The organism is Arthrobacter sp. 10L424 (genome assembly GCF_056395325.1).
In genome coordinates this window covers 175,292-189,185 of the sequence record NZ_JBFTJH010000003.1, presented here as the reverse complement: position 1 = coordinate 189,185, position 13,894 = coordinate 175,292, and the positions used below count along the sequence as shown (strand labels likewise).

Genomic DNA, 13,894 nt, shown 5'->3' with positions numbered 1-13,894 from the left:
CTTAGGCTCCCCATCCGGCCTGGTGGCCGCCTTGGCGCCCGGCATTGATTTTCTCCTGGTATCCGCTGGCGGCGAAGGCCGCCATTGGATCGGCCGGCAGGCCCCGTGCTTCGCGCCATTGCGCCAGGCCGGGTCGGACATCGGTGTAGAAGGCGTCCATCAGCACCGCGTTGGCGGCGAGGACATCCCCCGCGTTCTGGGCCGCGTCAAGGGCGGCGGTGTCGACCAGGAGGGCCCGGGCCGTCATCTCCTGGACATTGAGCACGGAGCGGATCTGGCCGGGGATCTTGCCCTCGATGTTGTGGCACTGGTCCAGCATGAACGCCACCCCGGCGGCCGGTTCTAGACCGCCGCCGCGGACCACTTCCGTCATGATCCGGAACAGCTGGAACGGGTCCGCGGCTCCCACAATCAGGTCATCATCAGCATAGAAGCGTGAGTTGAAGTCGAAGGACCCGAGCTTCCCGAGGCGCAGGAGCTGCGCGACGATGAACTCGATGTTGGTCCCCGGCGCGTGGTGTCCGGTGTCGAGGCAGACCTTGGCCTTCTCGCCCAGTGCGGCGCAGTGCACGTAAGAGGTGCCCCAGTCCGGAACGTCGGTGTGGTAGAAAGCCGGTTCGAAGAATTTGTACTCCAGCACCATCCGCTGGTCGTCGCCGAGCCGGTCGTAGACCTTGCGCAGGGATTCGGCCAGCCAGTCCTGGCGGGAGCGCATATTGCCCTGCCCCGGGTAGTTGGTCCCGTCGGCCAGCCAGATTTTCAGGTCCTGCGAGCCGGTCATGTTCATGACTTCAAGGCACTCGTACATGTGGTCCACGGCCTTTTGGCGCACGGCCGGATCGCTGTGCGTGAGGCTGCCGAACTTGTAGTCGTCGTCCTGGAAGGTGTTGCTGTTGATCGTCCCGAGCCTGACGCCGAGACCGTCCGCGTATTTCGCGAGTGCCGCGTAGTCGTCTACCTTGTCCCACGGAATGTGCAGGGCCACCGAAGGGGCCAGCCCCGTCAGGGCGTTGACCTGGGCGGCGTCGGCAAGCTTTTCCTCGATGGTGCGGGGCGTTCCCGGGGTGGCGAACACTTTGAACCGGGTGCCGGAGTTGCCGAAGGCCCAGGAGGGCAATTCGATGCTTTGGTGTTCGAGCGTGGTCAGAACGGCGGTGGGGATAGACACGTCAGTCTCCTAGGGACTTGGACTGGGTGAGGGCGGACGTGGCGGCAGCCAGCTGGTCCTCGAGGTTGAATACTTCGGTCAATTGGAGGAATCCCGCATCCGGGGTTCCGTGCAGGTCTTCGAAGAAGCCGGACATTTCGGCCTGCCAGCGGGCGTTGACGTCCGTGGCTGCCATCCGGGCCTGGGCCCCCTCGAGGTTCTCGGTTTCGAAGTAGCCGATCAGCAGCCCGTCGGGGCGGAGGAAAAGGGAATAGTTGTTCCAGCCTGAAGCTTTCAGGGCCTGGAGCATGTCCGGCCACACGGCGGCGTGGCGGCGGGTGTATTCGGGGATAAGTCCGGGTTTCACCTGGAGCTGGAAGCAGACTCGTTGCATGCTCATGAGAGCACCACGTGCCGGTGTTCGATGCCGAGCAGCGAGGCGGCCGCCTTGATGTCCGCCGCGCGGTGTCCGACGCAGAGCGCCCAGTGGTGGCCGATGCCGGTCTGGCTCCAGTGGTCCACCCAGAGTCCCGGGTCACCGCCGAAATCCACCCGCGAGGTGGTGTTGCCGATCGCCAGGAGCGGGCCTGGCACCACTTCGCCCTCGGAGGTCACAAAGACGTAGCTGCCGTCCGGGTCCTGGCCGAGACCGAACGTGGTGACCGGGCCGGAACGGACGTCGAATTCCACCGAGACGCCCCAGCCGCGTTTGCCGTGGAAGACGCCGAGCCCGCGCAGCAGGGGTTCCTGCGCCGACACGGCCAGGTGGGCGGGGCCGTCGTGGCCCATTTCCACCACGTTGTCGAAGAAGTTCAGGGCCTGGATTTCGGTGAACGAACCGCCGGCACCGATCGCCTGCGCGGCGAGCATGGCGATGGAGGTCCGCAGTTCGAACTCGCCCGCCATCGGGATTCCCCGGGCCGTGAGGATGGAGGACCCCAGGATCATCCCTGCGCCGAGCCGTTCGTGCTGTTCGCCGGCGAGGCCGCGGTGGTAGTAGGCCACGGAGTCGAGATCGAAGTCCTCCACGAGCCGGTCGAGGCCGACGGAAACCTTGGCGCCCCAGGCGAAGTCGTCGTCGTTGACGGAGTCGTCGAGGACAAACAGGACCCGGGCCAGGTCGAGGCGCTCAGCGACCTCAGAGGAGGACACCTCGTTCACGCGCTCCCGGAGGTCGTCGAATTCCAGGACTTCCACGTGGGAGCCGAAGGTCGTGGAGACGCTGGTGAGGTCGGTGGCGACGTCGAGCATGCCCGGGTACAGGTGGCCCATGAGCCCGTGCCGGGCGTTGCGAAGCCTGGCGCGGACGCCGGCCGCGTGCACCCACCCGGTGATGCGGTCCCAGGCGGATTCCTGCTTGAGGTGTCCGGAGACGGAGCGGAACTCGATTCCGGCCCGGCGGAAGACGTTGGCGACCTCGGGGACCGGGCACTGCCCGCAGTAGGCGAGCCATTTGCCGGTGTCGAAGTTGGCGTGGTCCATGGCCTCGGTGGGCTGCAGGTCGATCACGAGGACCGGGGTCTTGGCGCGCTGGGCGATCGGCAGCACCATCGACGAGGTCAGGTAGGTGGTCAGGAAGATGACGATGAGGTCGCAGTCGGCGACCCGCAGCTTTTCGCCGGCCGCGGCGGCTTCCTGGGCGTCGGAGATGAAGCCGGTGTCAACGACGTCGGCGTCGAGCTCCTCGAAGCGGGCCGTGACGTAGCGGACGGATTCCTGCAGCTGCGGCAGCAGCTCCGGGAACTGGGGCCAGTAGGCGCCGAGGCCGCCGGAGACCAATCCGATGCGAGTGGGCCGGCGGCGGTGCGGTTTCAGCAGCCGGTCAGCCGGTTGTTTCTGGTTCATTGTGGGGCCTTCCGGCATGGAAAAGGAACTCGTGGGGCTCAGTGCGGTGGTGGCGCCGGGCAGGCTGTTGCCAGCCTGCCCGGCGGCCCAGCGCGGGTGACTCAGTGCGTTCGACTCAGTGCGGGCAGCTCAGGAGCAGCGGCCCGGACTGCTCAGAAGTTGTACTTGTCGATGTTCTCGGCATTGAAGACCGTCGGCGGCCCAACAATCACGAGGCCGCCCTTTTCGACCTTCCGTTCGCCCAGCTCGCCGGCGGTGAAGGTGTCCCCTTCGGCGCCGGTGATCTTGCCGTCCGCAAGCGCCTTGCCCGCGAAGGCCGCAACGTAGCCCAGCTGGGCCGGATCCCAGAGGGCAAATTCCTTCACGGTTCCGTCCTTGACGAAGGGGCGCATTTCATTGGGCAGGCCCAATCCGGTGAGTGCGACTTTGCCCTTGTACTCGGAGGTTGAGAGGTACCGGGCGGTGGCCGCGATGCCGACGGTGGTCGGCGAGATGATGCCCTTCAGGTTCGGATGGGCCTGCATGAGGCCCTGGGCTTCCTGGAAGGACTTGGTGTCGTTGTCGTCGCCGTAGACCTTGGCCACGAGTTTGATGTCCTTGTAGGCGGGATTGGAAGCCAGTTCCTCCTCCATGAACTTGATCCATTCGTTCTGGTTGGTGGCGTTGGCCGTGGCCGAGAGGATGGCGATTTCGCCGCTGCCGCCGATCTGCTGGGAAATCAGCTTGGTCTGGATCAGCGCCACCTCCTTGGCCACGACCTGGCTGATGAAGATGTCGCGGCAATCCGGGTTGGCGTCCGAGTCGAACGCTACGATTTTGGCGCCGGCGGTGCGGGCCTCGCCGAGGGCCGTGCAGACGGCGTCGGGGTCGTTCGCGGCGATCGCGATGACCTTGGTTCCGGCCTGCGTCTCGGCATTGATGAAGGACACCTGGCTGGAGGCGGACGCCTCGAGCGGTCCGACCACCTGGGAGGAGGCGAAGCCGGCTTCCGTGGCGCCCTTCTTGCCGCCGCCCAGGACAACGTCGGTGTAGGGGTTGTTGAGCTGCTTGGGGATGAAGGTGATCTTCAGGTCCCCGCCCGCGGCGGGGCTGGTGCCTCCGGCAGATCCCGAGCCGCTGTTGCAGGCGGTCAGGGCTAGCGCGGCGGCGGCAGCGATGGCCACCATGCCCGCCAAACGGCCGGTCTGGCCTGTGCTCTTGCGGTTCAACATCATTGTTCTTCCTTTTCCTTCGTGCGGTCGGAACAGCCGGTCCGGTCTGGACGCGGCAGCTTTGGTGCGGTGGGCAGGTTTCAGGTGGTGCTGCCGGTGAAACTTCGGCGGACGCGCCTGGTGTGGCGCCATTGTTTGATCGCGGAACCGACGCTTGGCGCCACCACGGAGACGATCAGCAGCAGCCCCGTCACGGTGATGAGGACGACGTCGGATACGCGGGCCAGGCGGAGGGCGTAGTTGAGGGATCCGATCAGCAGGACACCGGCAATGACGCCGGGGATGGTTCCCTTCCCGCCGAAGATCGAGACGCCGCCGAGGAGGACTGCGGCGATGACGGCCAGTTCCAGGCCGGACGCGTTGTCGCTGCGGGCGCTGGTGTAGCGCAGCGTCCAGTAGATTCCGGCCAGGGCCGAGACGGCACCGGATGCGACGTAGAGCCAGAACTTGCTGCGGGCCACCTTGATGCCCACAAAGCTGGCGGCCTCTTTGCTGTAGCCGATGGCGAACAGCCCGCGGCCGAAGGGCGTGAAGTGCAGGAGGACCCCGAAGAAGACAATGATGACCACGACGCCGATCATGACGGTGGGGATGCCCGTGCCGCCAAGCTTGGAGGTGAAGAAGGCCGTCAGCGCTTTCGGGAAGTTGGCCACTGCGTTGTCGCCGATGATGACGAGGGCCAGGCCGCGGAAGAGGGCCAGGGTACCGATCGTGACTGCCAGGGAGGGCAGTCCGAGGACCGCGATCAGGAAGCCGTTGAACATGCCGGCCGCGATGCCGGCCAGCAGGCTGATCGTCAGCACCAGCCAGATGTCCATACCGCCTGCCCAGAGCACGCCCATCAGGGCGCTGGTCAGCCCCGCAATGCTCGCGACGGACAGGTCGATCTCGCCGGTGATAATGATCAGGGTCATCGGCATGGCGATCAGCAACACCGGAATCACGTCCAGCAGCAGGAATCCGGTGGTGACCGGTGAGGCGAAACGCGGGATGGTGATGGCGGCGTAGATGAGGAACGCAATCAGGGCGTAGACGGTGATGGCGTCCCGGCCGGCGAGGATCCGCGCCGCTCCGGTTTTGCCCTTGGGCTCGGAGGCCAGCGGCTTGGTGTTGTCAGCCACGGTGGCCGGTGCCGTGCCGGGTTTCGACGTGGTTTCAGACATTGCGCGCCTCGCTTATCCGCAGTTTCTTGGCTGTGCGCAGGCTTGCCACGCGGTCGATGATGATGGCCGTGAGAATCAGCACGCCGACGATTGCCTGCTGCCAGAACTTGTCGACCCGCAGGGCGGTCAGGGAACTTGTGATCGTGGTCAGGAGCAGGGCGCCGAGCGCCGCTCCGGTGACCGATCCGCTGCCGCCGAAGATGGCCACTCCCCCGACGACGGCGGCGGCCACCACGGTCAGTTCCATGCCGGTGCCGGTGGTGGCGCCGACGGAGTTGAAGCGGCTGGCGTAGAGCACGCCGGCCAGTCCGGCCAGGGCTCCGTTCGCCAGAAAGGCGAGGAAAACCCGCTTTGACACCTTGATGCCGAAGGCGGTGGCCGCATCCGGATCTGAACCGATGGCGTACAGGTCCCGGCCCGGACGGGTGCCGGCCATGTAGACCGCCACCGCGGCGACCACCAGGATGGCCACCAGCGTGATGATGGGGAACCCCAGCACGGTGTCCACGGAGAGCGCACCGAAGGCGTCCGGCCGGTCACCGGCAAAATACTGCTTGCCGCCGGCCCACGCGTTGTTCAGGCCGCGGAACACGTAGAGCGTGCCGAGCGTAATGACGAGGGCCGGCACCTTGGCCGCTGTCACCAGGAGGCCGTTGATCGCCCCGAGCAGTGCGCCGAAGGCCATGCCGATCACGAACACCGCGAAAATCGGAATATCGGGCATCGCGGCGAAGATGGAGCCGGTGCCGAAGGCGACCAGCCCCAGCATGGAGCCGACGGACAGGTCGATGTTCCGGGTGATGATCAGCAGGGTCTGCCCGGCGGCCAGGATCATCACGATGGTGGCGTTCAGCAGGAGGTCCTTTACGCCCTGGGGCGTGAGGAACAGTGGGTTGATCAGGTAGGTGACGAGCACCAGCAGCGCCAGTGCGATGATGACGGGCAGTTCCCGCAGCCGCAGCACGGAGGCTACTACGCCCCGGGCACTGCCGGCGGGCGCCGTCGTCGCCGGTTTCTTGTGGTCCAGAGCTGAGCTCACGGGGTTCCTCCTGCGGACGACGTAGCGGCGTGCATAACTGACTCGGGGTTCGCGCCGGCGCGGTCGAGTTCGGCGGTGATGCGCCCCTCGCGCATCACCAGGACCCGGTCCGCCATCCCGAGGACTTCGGGCAGTTCGGAGGAGATCATGAGGATGGCGATCCCCCGCCCCGCAAGGTCGGAGATGAGCCGGTGGACCTCGCTTTTGGTGCCGACGTCGATCCCCCGGGTGGGTTCGTCGATGATCAGGAGCCGCGGGTCGGTGGCGAGCCACTTGGCCAGCACCACCTTCTGCTGGTTTCCGCCGGATAGGGTGGAGACCGCGTGTTCCTGCGACCCGGCTTTGACCTGGAGCCGCTTGCTCCACTCCTGGGCCGCACGGCGCTCCGCGGCGCCGTTGATCAGCCCCGCCGTCGCCAGCTTGTTGCGCAGCGTGAGTGTGACGTTGCGGGCCACGGAGAGGTTCATGACCAGTCCCTGCTTGCGGCGGTCCTCGGGGACGAACCCCATGCCCGCGGTGATGGCCGCCTGCGGATCGCGTGGTTTAAGTCTGCTTCCCTTGAAGCTGATCTCACCGGTGTCGTAGGGGTCGATGCCGAAGACGGCGCGTGCCACTTCCGTGCGGCCGGCGCCCACGAGGCCTGCCAGTGCCACGATCTCGCCGGCGCGGACTTCGAAGCTGATGTCGCGGAAGACCCCTGCCCGACTGAGTCCTTCGACTTTCAGGACGGTATCCCCGATTTCCGCAACCGTCTTGGGGAACAGCGCCTCGATGTCACGGCCCACCATCTCGCGGACGATCTCCGCGACGGTGACGTCGGCGGTCCGGTGGGTGGCAATGTACCGGCCGTCCCGCATGACGGTGATCCGGTTACACAGAGCGAAGACCTCGTCGAAGCGGTGCGAGATGAAGAGGATGCCGGTTCCCTTGTCCCGGAGGCTGCGGGCGACGGCGAAGAGACGCTCGACTTCAACACCGCTCAGGGCGGCAGTCGGCTCATCCATGACGAGCACTTTGGCGTCGAGCGAGATGGCCTTGGCGATTTCAATGATCTGCTGGTCCGCGATGGAGAGGCCCTCGGCAATCCGCGTCGGATCGATGGGGACGCCGAGCCGCTCGAAGAGCTTGGCCGCCTCCCTGACCATGGTTGCCTTGCTGATCAGGCCGAACCGGCCCTTGGGCTGGCGGCCGACGAAGATGTTCTCTGCGACGCTGAGGTCCGGAAAGAGGGTGGGCTCCTGGTAGATGACGGAGATTCCGGCGGCCTTGCTGTCGCCGACGTTGCGGAACTGGACGCTCTCGCCGCTGATTCTGAAGTCCCCCGAATCCGGGTGGTGCAGGCCGGCGAGGATCTTGACCAGGGTGGACTTGCCGGCGCCGTTTTCGCCGACCAGTGCGTGAATTTCGCCCGCCCGGATTTCAACGGTGCCGTCGGCCAGGGCGACCACCGGGCCGAAGGTTTTGGCCGCGTGGGAAAGGGAAAGTACTGGCCCCGTTCCGTCCTCCGTGGGACCGGACCGGGAACTGTCTGTCTGCTGCATCTAATAACCGCACCTTTGGGGCTGAGTGAATTTCATAATGAATCGTTTCAGAGCTGCTGTGATTTGAATCATAGGAGCACGGCGGGCCGCCCGTCAAGAGATGTCAGATTCTCACAGGAGGACTTTTTGATTCGTTTCATTGAAAGGGTTCAAAACGGGCCCCGGACGGGTATCCTGAGGGCACCAACAGGTACGTCACGCTCGCCCTCCCCAGCAGCGACGTCCGCATTCAGGAGCTCAGGAATGAATTCAGCCAGCGTCAAGGACGTCGCGGCACTGGCCGGCGTCTCCGTCGGGACGGTCTCCAATGTGCTCAACCGCCCGGAAAAGGTGTCCACGGAAGTCACAACCCGGGTGCAGGCAGCAATCGACAAGCTTGGCTTCGTGCGCAACGACGCCGCCCGCCAGCTCCGCGCCGGCATGAGCCACAGCGTCGGCCTGGTGGTGCTGGACGCTGCAAACCCCTTCTTCACGGAACTGGCCAGAGGAGCGGAGGACCGGGCCGCCGCCGAGCATTTCACCGTGCTGGTGGGGAACAGCAGTGAGGACGCGGGGCGAGAGGCGGCCTATCTTGACCTCTTTGAACAGCAGCGCGTCCGCGGCGTGCTGATCTCCCCCGTGGGCAACGTGATCCCCCGGCTCGAACAGCTGCGCCGGCGGGGCATCCCCACCGTTCTGGTGGACCGGCAGGCGGACAACGCAAGTTTCTCCTCCGTCGCCGTGGACGACCTGGCCGGCGGAGAGATGGCCGTCGAGCATCTGCTGTCCATGGGCCGGCGTCGGATCGCTTTCGTGGGCGGCCCGGAGAGTATCCGCCAGGTGGCCGACCGGCTGTCCGGGGCCCGGAAGGCCATGCAGACGGCACCCGATGCCAGCCTGGAAGTAGTAGAAACGGAGTCGCTGACAGTGCTGTCCGGCCGTGCCGCCGGTGAAGCCATCCGTCGGCGGCCCGCTGGAGAACGGCCCGATGCGATCTTCGCGGCCAACGATCTGCTCGCCGTGGGTGTCCTGCAGGGCCTGATGCTGATGGGCGGTGTGCAGGTGCCGCAGGAGATTGCGCTGATCGGCTACGACGATATCGAGTTTGCCGCGGCCGCTGTGGTCCCGCTGTCATCGATCCGTCAGCCCAGTGCCCTGATTGGTTCGACGGCCCTGGAGCTGCTGCTCCGGGAGGCCGGCCCGGAACCAGGTTTCGTCCCACGCCAGGTCGTTTTTCCGCCCGAACTGGTGGTCCGGGCGTCCACGCTGAGCTGACGTTGCGGGGCTGACCCTAAGGCCCGTACCGCCTGGAGGCTCGTCTACGGCCGGAGCCTCTGCGTCAGCGCGGGGCCAGGACGCAGAACTCGTTGTCTTCTGGGTCCGCGAGGCAGACCCATGGCACATCGCCCTGGCCGACGTCGGCATCAGTGGCACCCAGTGCGCGCAGCCGGGCCACCTCTGCCGCCTGGTAGTCGCCAGGGTAGGGCATCAGGTCGAGGTGGACGCGGCCCCACACGGACTTCGCAGCCGGCGTGCGAATGAACTCGAGATAGGGCCCCAGGCCCTTGGCCGACCGCAGCCTCGAATGGTCGTCGGTCACCTCGTGCAGGGTCCAGTCCATCGCCTCGCCCCAGAACCGGGCCATGGCCCGCGGATCCGCACAGTGGACCACTACCGCGGCGATCGGTCCGGTGTCCCGGTAGATTGAGCGGGGCTCCAGCACGCGGAACAGGTTCCCCTCCGGGTCGGCCAGTACCGTCCATGGTGTATCCCTCTGGCCCGTCCCTGCGGGTGTCGCACCGAGCTTTAGCAGGTGCGCGACCAGCTCCGCCTGATGGGCTGCAGAGGTGGTGGCGAGGTCGAGGTGCGCGCGGTACCTCACAGTCTCTGGGTCCGGGACAGTGACGACATCGACGCAGACGGCGACGGGGTCCGGCCACACGAAGCCCACGGGTTCAACATTGGTCACACCGGGTCCCTCGCTGGAGACACCCCAGCCGAGCGCCTCCGCCCAAAACCGGCCGAGCGTGGAGTCATCCCGAGCCTTGAAATTCACCTGAACAAGTCGCAGCGCCATACCGCCCGACCCTATACCCTTCCGACAGTGCGGCAGGCCTGCACCTCGTCCGGCGCCTCGGCATGCATGGGATGAAGCCTGACGCCGGCAGGCTTCTAGGTTCCGCAGAACGTCCGGTAAGGGCCTAAATCCTTCGGCGCGGCAGCGGCGTAGCGCTCCAGCCCCGGCCGCTCGTCGTAGGGGTTGGTCACGGCCTCGAGGAGACGCGTGAACGGATCCAGGTCGCCCGCCGTAGCGGCATCGAGGGCCTCTTCGACGAGGTGGTTCCGCGGGATGTAGGCGGGGTTGACCCGGTCCATGGCGTCGGCGTCGGGACCCAGGGCGCTCCAGCGCACGGCCCAAGCGTCGAAAGCGGCCGGGTCGGTAAACAGGCTCCGCACGCGGGCGGAGCGGCCGCGGGCCGCCTCGGCCAGGCTCCGGAAGAACGTTGTGTGGTCCGCTTGGCCCGCCTGCAGAAGGCTGAGCAGCTCGTCCACGAGGGACGAGGCGACGCCGTCGTCGACGTCGCCGGGCAGGCCGACTTTGGCCTGCAGCCCGGCCGACCAGGCCGCGCTGTACTGCCGGCGGAACGCCGCGAGCGAGTCCTGCGCCAGGGCGACCGCCTGCTCCTGCTCCTCGTGGAAGAGGGGCAGGAGCGCCTCGGCAAGGCGGGTGAGGTTCCATTCCGCCACCAGCGGCTGGTTGCGGTAGGCGTATCGCCCGGTCTCGTCTATCGAGCTGTAGACCGCGGCCGGGTCGAAGGCGTCCAGGAAGGCGCAGGGTCCATAGTCGATGGTTTCGCCGGAAATCGTCATGTTGTCGGTGTTCATGACCCCGTGGACGAAACCCACCAGCATCCACCGGGCCACCAGCGAGGCCTGGGCACCTATCACCGATTGGAGCAGCGCGACGTAAGGGTTGCCGGCCTCCGTTGCCCCGGGGAAGTGACGGTCGATGGCATGATCGGCAAGGCGGCGCAGGAGGCCGGCGTCGCCCGTGGCGCGGGCGTACTGGAAGCTGCCGACGCGCAAATGGCTGCTGGCGACGCGTGTAAGCACCGCTCCGGGCAGCATGGTCTCGCGGAGCACGGGACGCCCGGTTGCCACGACGGCAAGGGACCGGGTGGTGGGGATGCCCATGGCGTGCATCGCTTCGCTCACGATGAACTCGCGGAGCATCGGTCCGACGGCGGCGAGGCCGTCACCGCCGCGGGCGAAGGGCGTTCGCCCCGAGCCTTTGAGGTGGATATCGCGGAGATGGCCTTCCTCGTCGGTGATCTCACCGAGGAGAAGCGCCCGCCCGTCACCGAGGCGGGGGGCCAACCAGCCGAACTGGTGCCCGGCATAGGCCTGGGCCACGGGGGTGGCACCGCCGGGGACAAGGTTCCCCGTCAGCAGAAGCAAGCCGTCCGCACCCTGCAGGTAAGCGGGGTCAAGGCCCAGCTCGGCGGCCAGCGGCTCATTGAGCACCAGGAGCCGCGGTTCCGGAACCTGCTCCGCCTGCCAGGGAATGGCCATTTCGGCGAGGTCCCGGGCAAATAGTCCGTGCAGAGTGACGGTGGAGGGAGCCGCGGCAGTCATACCATCAGACTATCCCCCGGCGCCTTAGCCGGGGTCAGGGTGCGGGCACCTCCTCGACGGCGACCGTCTCGATGATTCTGGTTGACGGCTCGCCGACCAGCGCCGGCGCCGTCACCCCGGTTTTCCAGGTGTCGTTCTGCAGCCGGCCCAGGAAGTCCACGGCGGCCGCCTGCGTGTCGAAATCCATCTCCAGCATCACGTAGTCCTCCTGGTCCAGGGGGCGCGAAATCCGGTACGACCGCACCCCAGAGGCGGCGCGGTTCAGTGGGTCGCTGTCGAAGGCCCTCCTCCACATGTCGAAGTCCCGGACCTGGTGTTCGATCTGCAGGGTAATCATGTGGCCACTCCTGTCGACAGTGCTGGAAGCCCAACTGTAGGCCTGAAAGGGCCCTCTAGGTAAGGAGACGGGCCGGAGTGATTTGCAGGCGCCGCACCGGGCTCACCGCGACGGGTGAACTACCATTGCCGAGCCGCCTCCGCGCCGCACAGGTTCAGCCGCGGCGATCATGCGCCCGCCGGGCAAGAACTCGATTGCCGTCGCCGCGCCGATCTCTGCCGCCGAGGTAAACGCGTCACCCGACGGAGTGAGCTCATGACCGTACCGCGCAAGCTTCTTCCCATAGGCCGCGATGAACTCCGGCTCGGCCGTTACCTTCGCGGTGTTCCGTTGGGACGCACGCGGTGCGGCGATGGCGTCAGGAATGCTCATCCCCAGGTCCACCCGGTTCACGATCGTCTGCAGGACGGTGGTGATGATCGTCGAACCGCCGGGTGAGCCGAGCGCGACATACGGATCGCCGTCCTTCAGGATGATGGTGGGCGACATCGAAGACCGGGGGCGCTTCCCCGGCTCGATCCGGTTCGGGTCGGCCGGGTCGTACACGGTGGAGAAGTCGGTCAGTTCGTTGTTGAGCAGGAACCCGCGGCCGGGCACCACAATGCCGGATCCGCCGGTCTGCTCGATCGTGAGCGTGTATTCCACCACGTTCCCCCACCGGTCCGCCACCGTCAGGTTGGTGGTCGAAATATTCTCGGTGTCCTTCTCATCGGCGAGCGCGGCCGGCTTTGCCGGGCACGCGCCGTCGTACGTGGACACATCTCCCGGAGCCACCGGCTTCGTGGCCGCCTTCGCGGGATCGATCGCACACGCGCGTTCCTTCCCGAACAGCGGATCCGTGAGTTCACCGGTGGGGACATCGACGAACGCCGGGTCGCCCACGTACTTGGCGCGGTCCGCGAAGGCGAGGGCGCTCGCCTCCAGATAGTGGTGCAGGGCGCCCGGCGTGGACATCTCGGACAGGTTGACCGTGTCCAGTATGTTCAGCGACTCGCCGACGGTGGTGCCGCCGCTGCTCGACGGTGCCATCCCGTACACGTCCAGTCCGCGGTACTCAACATGCGTGGGTGCCTGGTCCAGGGCGCTGTAGGCGGCGAGGTCCTTCGTCGTCATATGGCCGGGCGGAACAGGCAGCGTCGTGGTGGTTGACTTGGGCGGAGCCTGGACTGCGGCCACGATCTCCTCCGCGAGCGGGCCGCGGTAGAAGCCCCGTGTGCCCTTCTCTGCGAGCAGCCGGTAGGTTTCGGCAAGATCGGAGTTCCGGAAGACACTGCCGACGGCTGGCGCGTCGCCGCCCGGGAGGAACAGGCTGCTCGTCGACGTGAAAGCCTCGAAGCGAAGCTTGTTGTCGAGGGTCTGCTGACGGAAGGTTTCGTCCACCACGAAGCCGCGGGTCGCGACGTCAATGGCGGGTTCGAGGGCCTCCCGGAGGTCCAGGGTCCCCCATCGGTCGAGGGCGCTGGCCCACGTGGCCGGCGTGCCCGGGACGCCCACCGAGACTCCGCTCGTGACGAGCTCGGGCGTGAAGGGGTAGGGCTTGCCGGTGCCGGGGTCAATGAAGGCGTCCTTCGGCATGGCCTTGGGGGCGGTTTCCCGGCCGTCGATGGTGCCGACCTTGCCGTTCCTTGCGTTGTAGAAGACAAAGTAGCCACCTCCGCCGATCCCGGCGCTGTAAGGCTCTGTCACTCCCAGCGTCGCGGCGGCGGCGACGGCGGCGTCCGCCGCGTTGCCTCCGTCCCGGAGGATCCTGATCGCCGCTGCCGACGCCTCCGGGTCCACAGTGCTCACCGCGCCGCCGTAGCCGGTGGCGATTGGGTTCTTGTCAATCTTCTGCGAATCTGCGACGGCGGGACTGGCGACGGCCGGGCTGGCGACGGCGCCGCCCGTCATGCTCATGGCAAGAACTGCCGTGAGGGCAGCCAGTTGGCGTTTCATGGATGGCATGGTCGCTCCCGAGTCAGGGTGGTGCGGGTTGTTGGCGGTGGGGCAACACTAC

12 protein-coding genes are annotated in these 13,894 nt (G+C 66.7%); 1 reads left to right on the top strand and 11 read right to left on the bottom strand.

Annotated elements, in window-relative coordinates; all coding sequences use genetic code 11:
* Position 1: 1 nt before the first annotated feature.
* The 7 genes from rhaI to AC1DC5_RS06405 all read right to left on the bottom strand — a co-directional run bounded on the left by rhaI (position 2) and on the right by AC1DC5_RS06405 (position 7,946).
* The gene (gene rhaI, locus AC1DC5_RS06435; protein WP_441403891.1) at positions 2–1,168 is read right to left on the bottom strand and encodes an L-rhamnose isomerase; all 1,167 of its coding nucleotides are present in this window, start codon (positions 1,166–1,168) and stop codon (positions 2–4) included.
* Between the two features lies 1 nt (position 1,169).
* A complete protein-coding gene (locus AC1DC5_RS06430; protein WP_441403890.1) occupies positions 1,170–1,547 on the bottom strand; it encodes an L-rhamnose mutarotase in 378 nt (125 codons plus the stop codon).
* Positions 1,544–2,992: an arabinose isomerase gene (locus AC1DC5_RS06425; RefSeq protein ID WP_441403889.1), complete on the bottom strand. Its 1,449-nt coding sequence runs from the start codon at positions 2,990–2,992 to the stop codon at positions 1,544–1,546. The genes AC1DC5_RS06430 and AC1DC5_RS06425 overlap by 4 nt, the downstream gene beginning before the upstream one ends.
* Positions 2,993–3,144: 152 nt before the next feature.
* Positions 3,145–4,206 (bottom strand): rhamnose ABC transporter substrate-binding protein, encoded by a 1,062-nt coding sequence (gene rhaS / locus AC1DC5_RS06420; RefSeq protein WP_476864589.1) that lies wholly within the window; start codon positions 4,204–4,206, stop codon positions 3,145–3,147.
* Between the two features lie 77 nt (positions 4,207–4,283).
* Complete coding sequence (locus AC1DC5_RS06415; protein WP_476864588.1) at positions 4,284–5,366, bottom strand: ABC transporter permease; 1,083 nt, start codon at positions 5,364–5,366, stop codon at positions 4,284–4,286.
* Positions 5,359–6,405 carry an ABC transporter permease gene (locus AC1DC5_RS06410; RefSeq protein ID WP_476864587.1) on the bottom strand — a complete coding sequence of 349 codons (1,047 nt, stop codon included), beginning with the start codon at positions 6,403–6,405 and terminating at the stop codon, positions 5,359–5,361. The genes AC1DC5_RS06415 and AC1DC5_RS06410 overlap by 8 nt, the downstream gene beginning before the upstream one ends.
* Positions 6,402–7,946 carry a sugar ABC transporter ATP-binding protein gene (locus AC1DC5_RS06405; RefSeq protein WP_476864586.1) on the bottom strand — a complete coding sequence of 515 codons (1,545 nt, stop codon included), beginning with the start codon at positions 7,944–7,946 and terminating at the stop codon, positions 6,402–6,404. The genes AC1DC5_RS06410 and AC1DC5_RS06405 overlap by 4 nt, the downstream gene beginning before the upstream one ends.
* 243 nt (positions 7,947–8,189) lie before the next feature.
* On the opposite strand from AC1DC5_RS06405, the gene AC1DC5_RS06400 reads away from it, so the two are divergent.
* Positions 8,190–9,200: a LacI family DNA-binding transcriptional regulator gene (locus tag AC1DC5_RS06400; protein WP_476864585.1), complete on the top strand. Its 1,011-nt coding sequence runs from the start codon at positions 8,190–8,192 to the stop codon at positions 9,198–9,200.
* A gap of 64 nt (positions 9,201–9,264) precedes the next feature.
* On the opposite strand, the gene AC1DC5_RS06395 is transcribed toward AC1DC5_RS06400, so the two are convergent.
* The 4 genes from AC1DC5_RS06395 to ggt form a co-directional block, all read right to left on the bottom strand.
* Positions 9,265–10,002, bottom strand: coding sequence for a VOC family protein (locus AC1DC5_RS06395; protein WP_476864584.1), 738 nt, complete (start codon positions 10,000–10,002; stop codon positions 9,265–9,267).
* 95 nt (positions 10,003–10,097) lie between these two features.
* Positions 10,098–11,561: a protein adenylyltransferase SelO gene (locus tag AC1DC5_RS06390; protein ID WP_476864583.1), complete on the bottom strand. Its 1,464-nt coding sequence runs from the start codon at positions 11,559–11,561 to the stop codon at positions 10,098–10,100.
* Between the two features lie 34 nt (positions 11,562–11,595).
* On the bottom strand, positions 11,596–11,898 hold the full coding sequence (locus tag AC1DC5_RS06385) for a hypothetical protein (protein ID WP_476864582.1): 303 nt from the start codon (positions 11,896–11,898) through the stop codon (positions 11,596–11,598).
* Between the two features lie 102 nt (positions 11,899–12,000).
* Positions 12,001–13,842, bottom strand: a complete 1,842-nt coding sequence (gene ggt / locus AC1DC5_RS06380; protein ID WP_476864581.1) for a gamma-glutamyltransferase — start codon at positions 13,840–13,842, stop codon at positions 12,001–12,003.
* Positions 13,843–13,894: the final 52 nt, after the last annotated feature.

Excerpts from the sequence above, each read along its gene's own strand:
- AC1DC5_RS06405 (WP_476864586.1), bottom strand. The coding sequence starts at position 7,946 with ATGCAGCAGACAGACAGTTCCCGGTCCGGTCCCACGGAGGACGGAACG.
- AC1DC5_RS06425 (WP_441403889.1), bottom strand. The coding sequence starts at position 2,992 with ATGAACCAGAAACAACCGGCTGACCGGCTGCTGAAACCGCACCGCCGC.
- rhaS (WP_476864589.1), bottom strand. The coding sequence starts at position 4,206 with ATGATGTTGAACCGCAAGAGCACAGGCCAGACCGGCCGTTTGGCGGGC.
- ggt (WP_476864581.1), bottom strand. The coding sequence starts at position 13,842 with ATGCCATCCATGAAACGCCAACTGGCTGCCCTCACGGCAGTTCTTGCC.
- AC1DC5_RS06390 (WP_476864583.1), bottom strand. The coding sequence starts at position 11,561 with ATGACTGCCGCGGCTCCCTCCACCGTCACTCTGCACGGACTATTTGCC.
- AC1DC5_RS06395 (WP_476864584.1), bottom strand. The coding sequence starts at position 10,002 with ATGGCGCTGCGACTTGTTCAGGTGAATTTCAAGGCTCGGGATGACTCC.
- AC1DC5_RS06385 (WP_476864582.1), bottom strand. The coding sequence starts at position 11,898 with ATGATTACCCTGCAGATCGAACACCAGGTCCGGGACTTCGACATGTGG.
- AC1DC5_RS06400 (WP_476864585.1), top strand. The coding sequence starts at position 8,190 with ATGAATTCAGCCAGCGTCAAGGACGTCGCGGCACTGGCCGGCGTCTCC.
- AC1DC5_RS06415 (WP_476864588.1), bottom strand. The coding sequence starts at position 5,366 with ATGTCTGAAACCACGTCGAAACCCGGCACGGCACCGGCCACCGTGGCT.
- AC1DC5_RS06430 (WP_441403890.1), bottom strand. The coding sequence starts at position 1,547 with ATGAGCATGCAACGAGTCTGCTTCCAGCTCCAGGTGAAACCCGGACTT.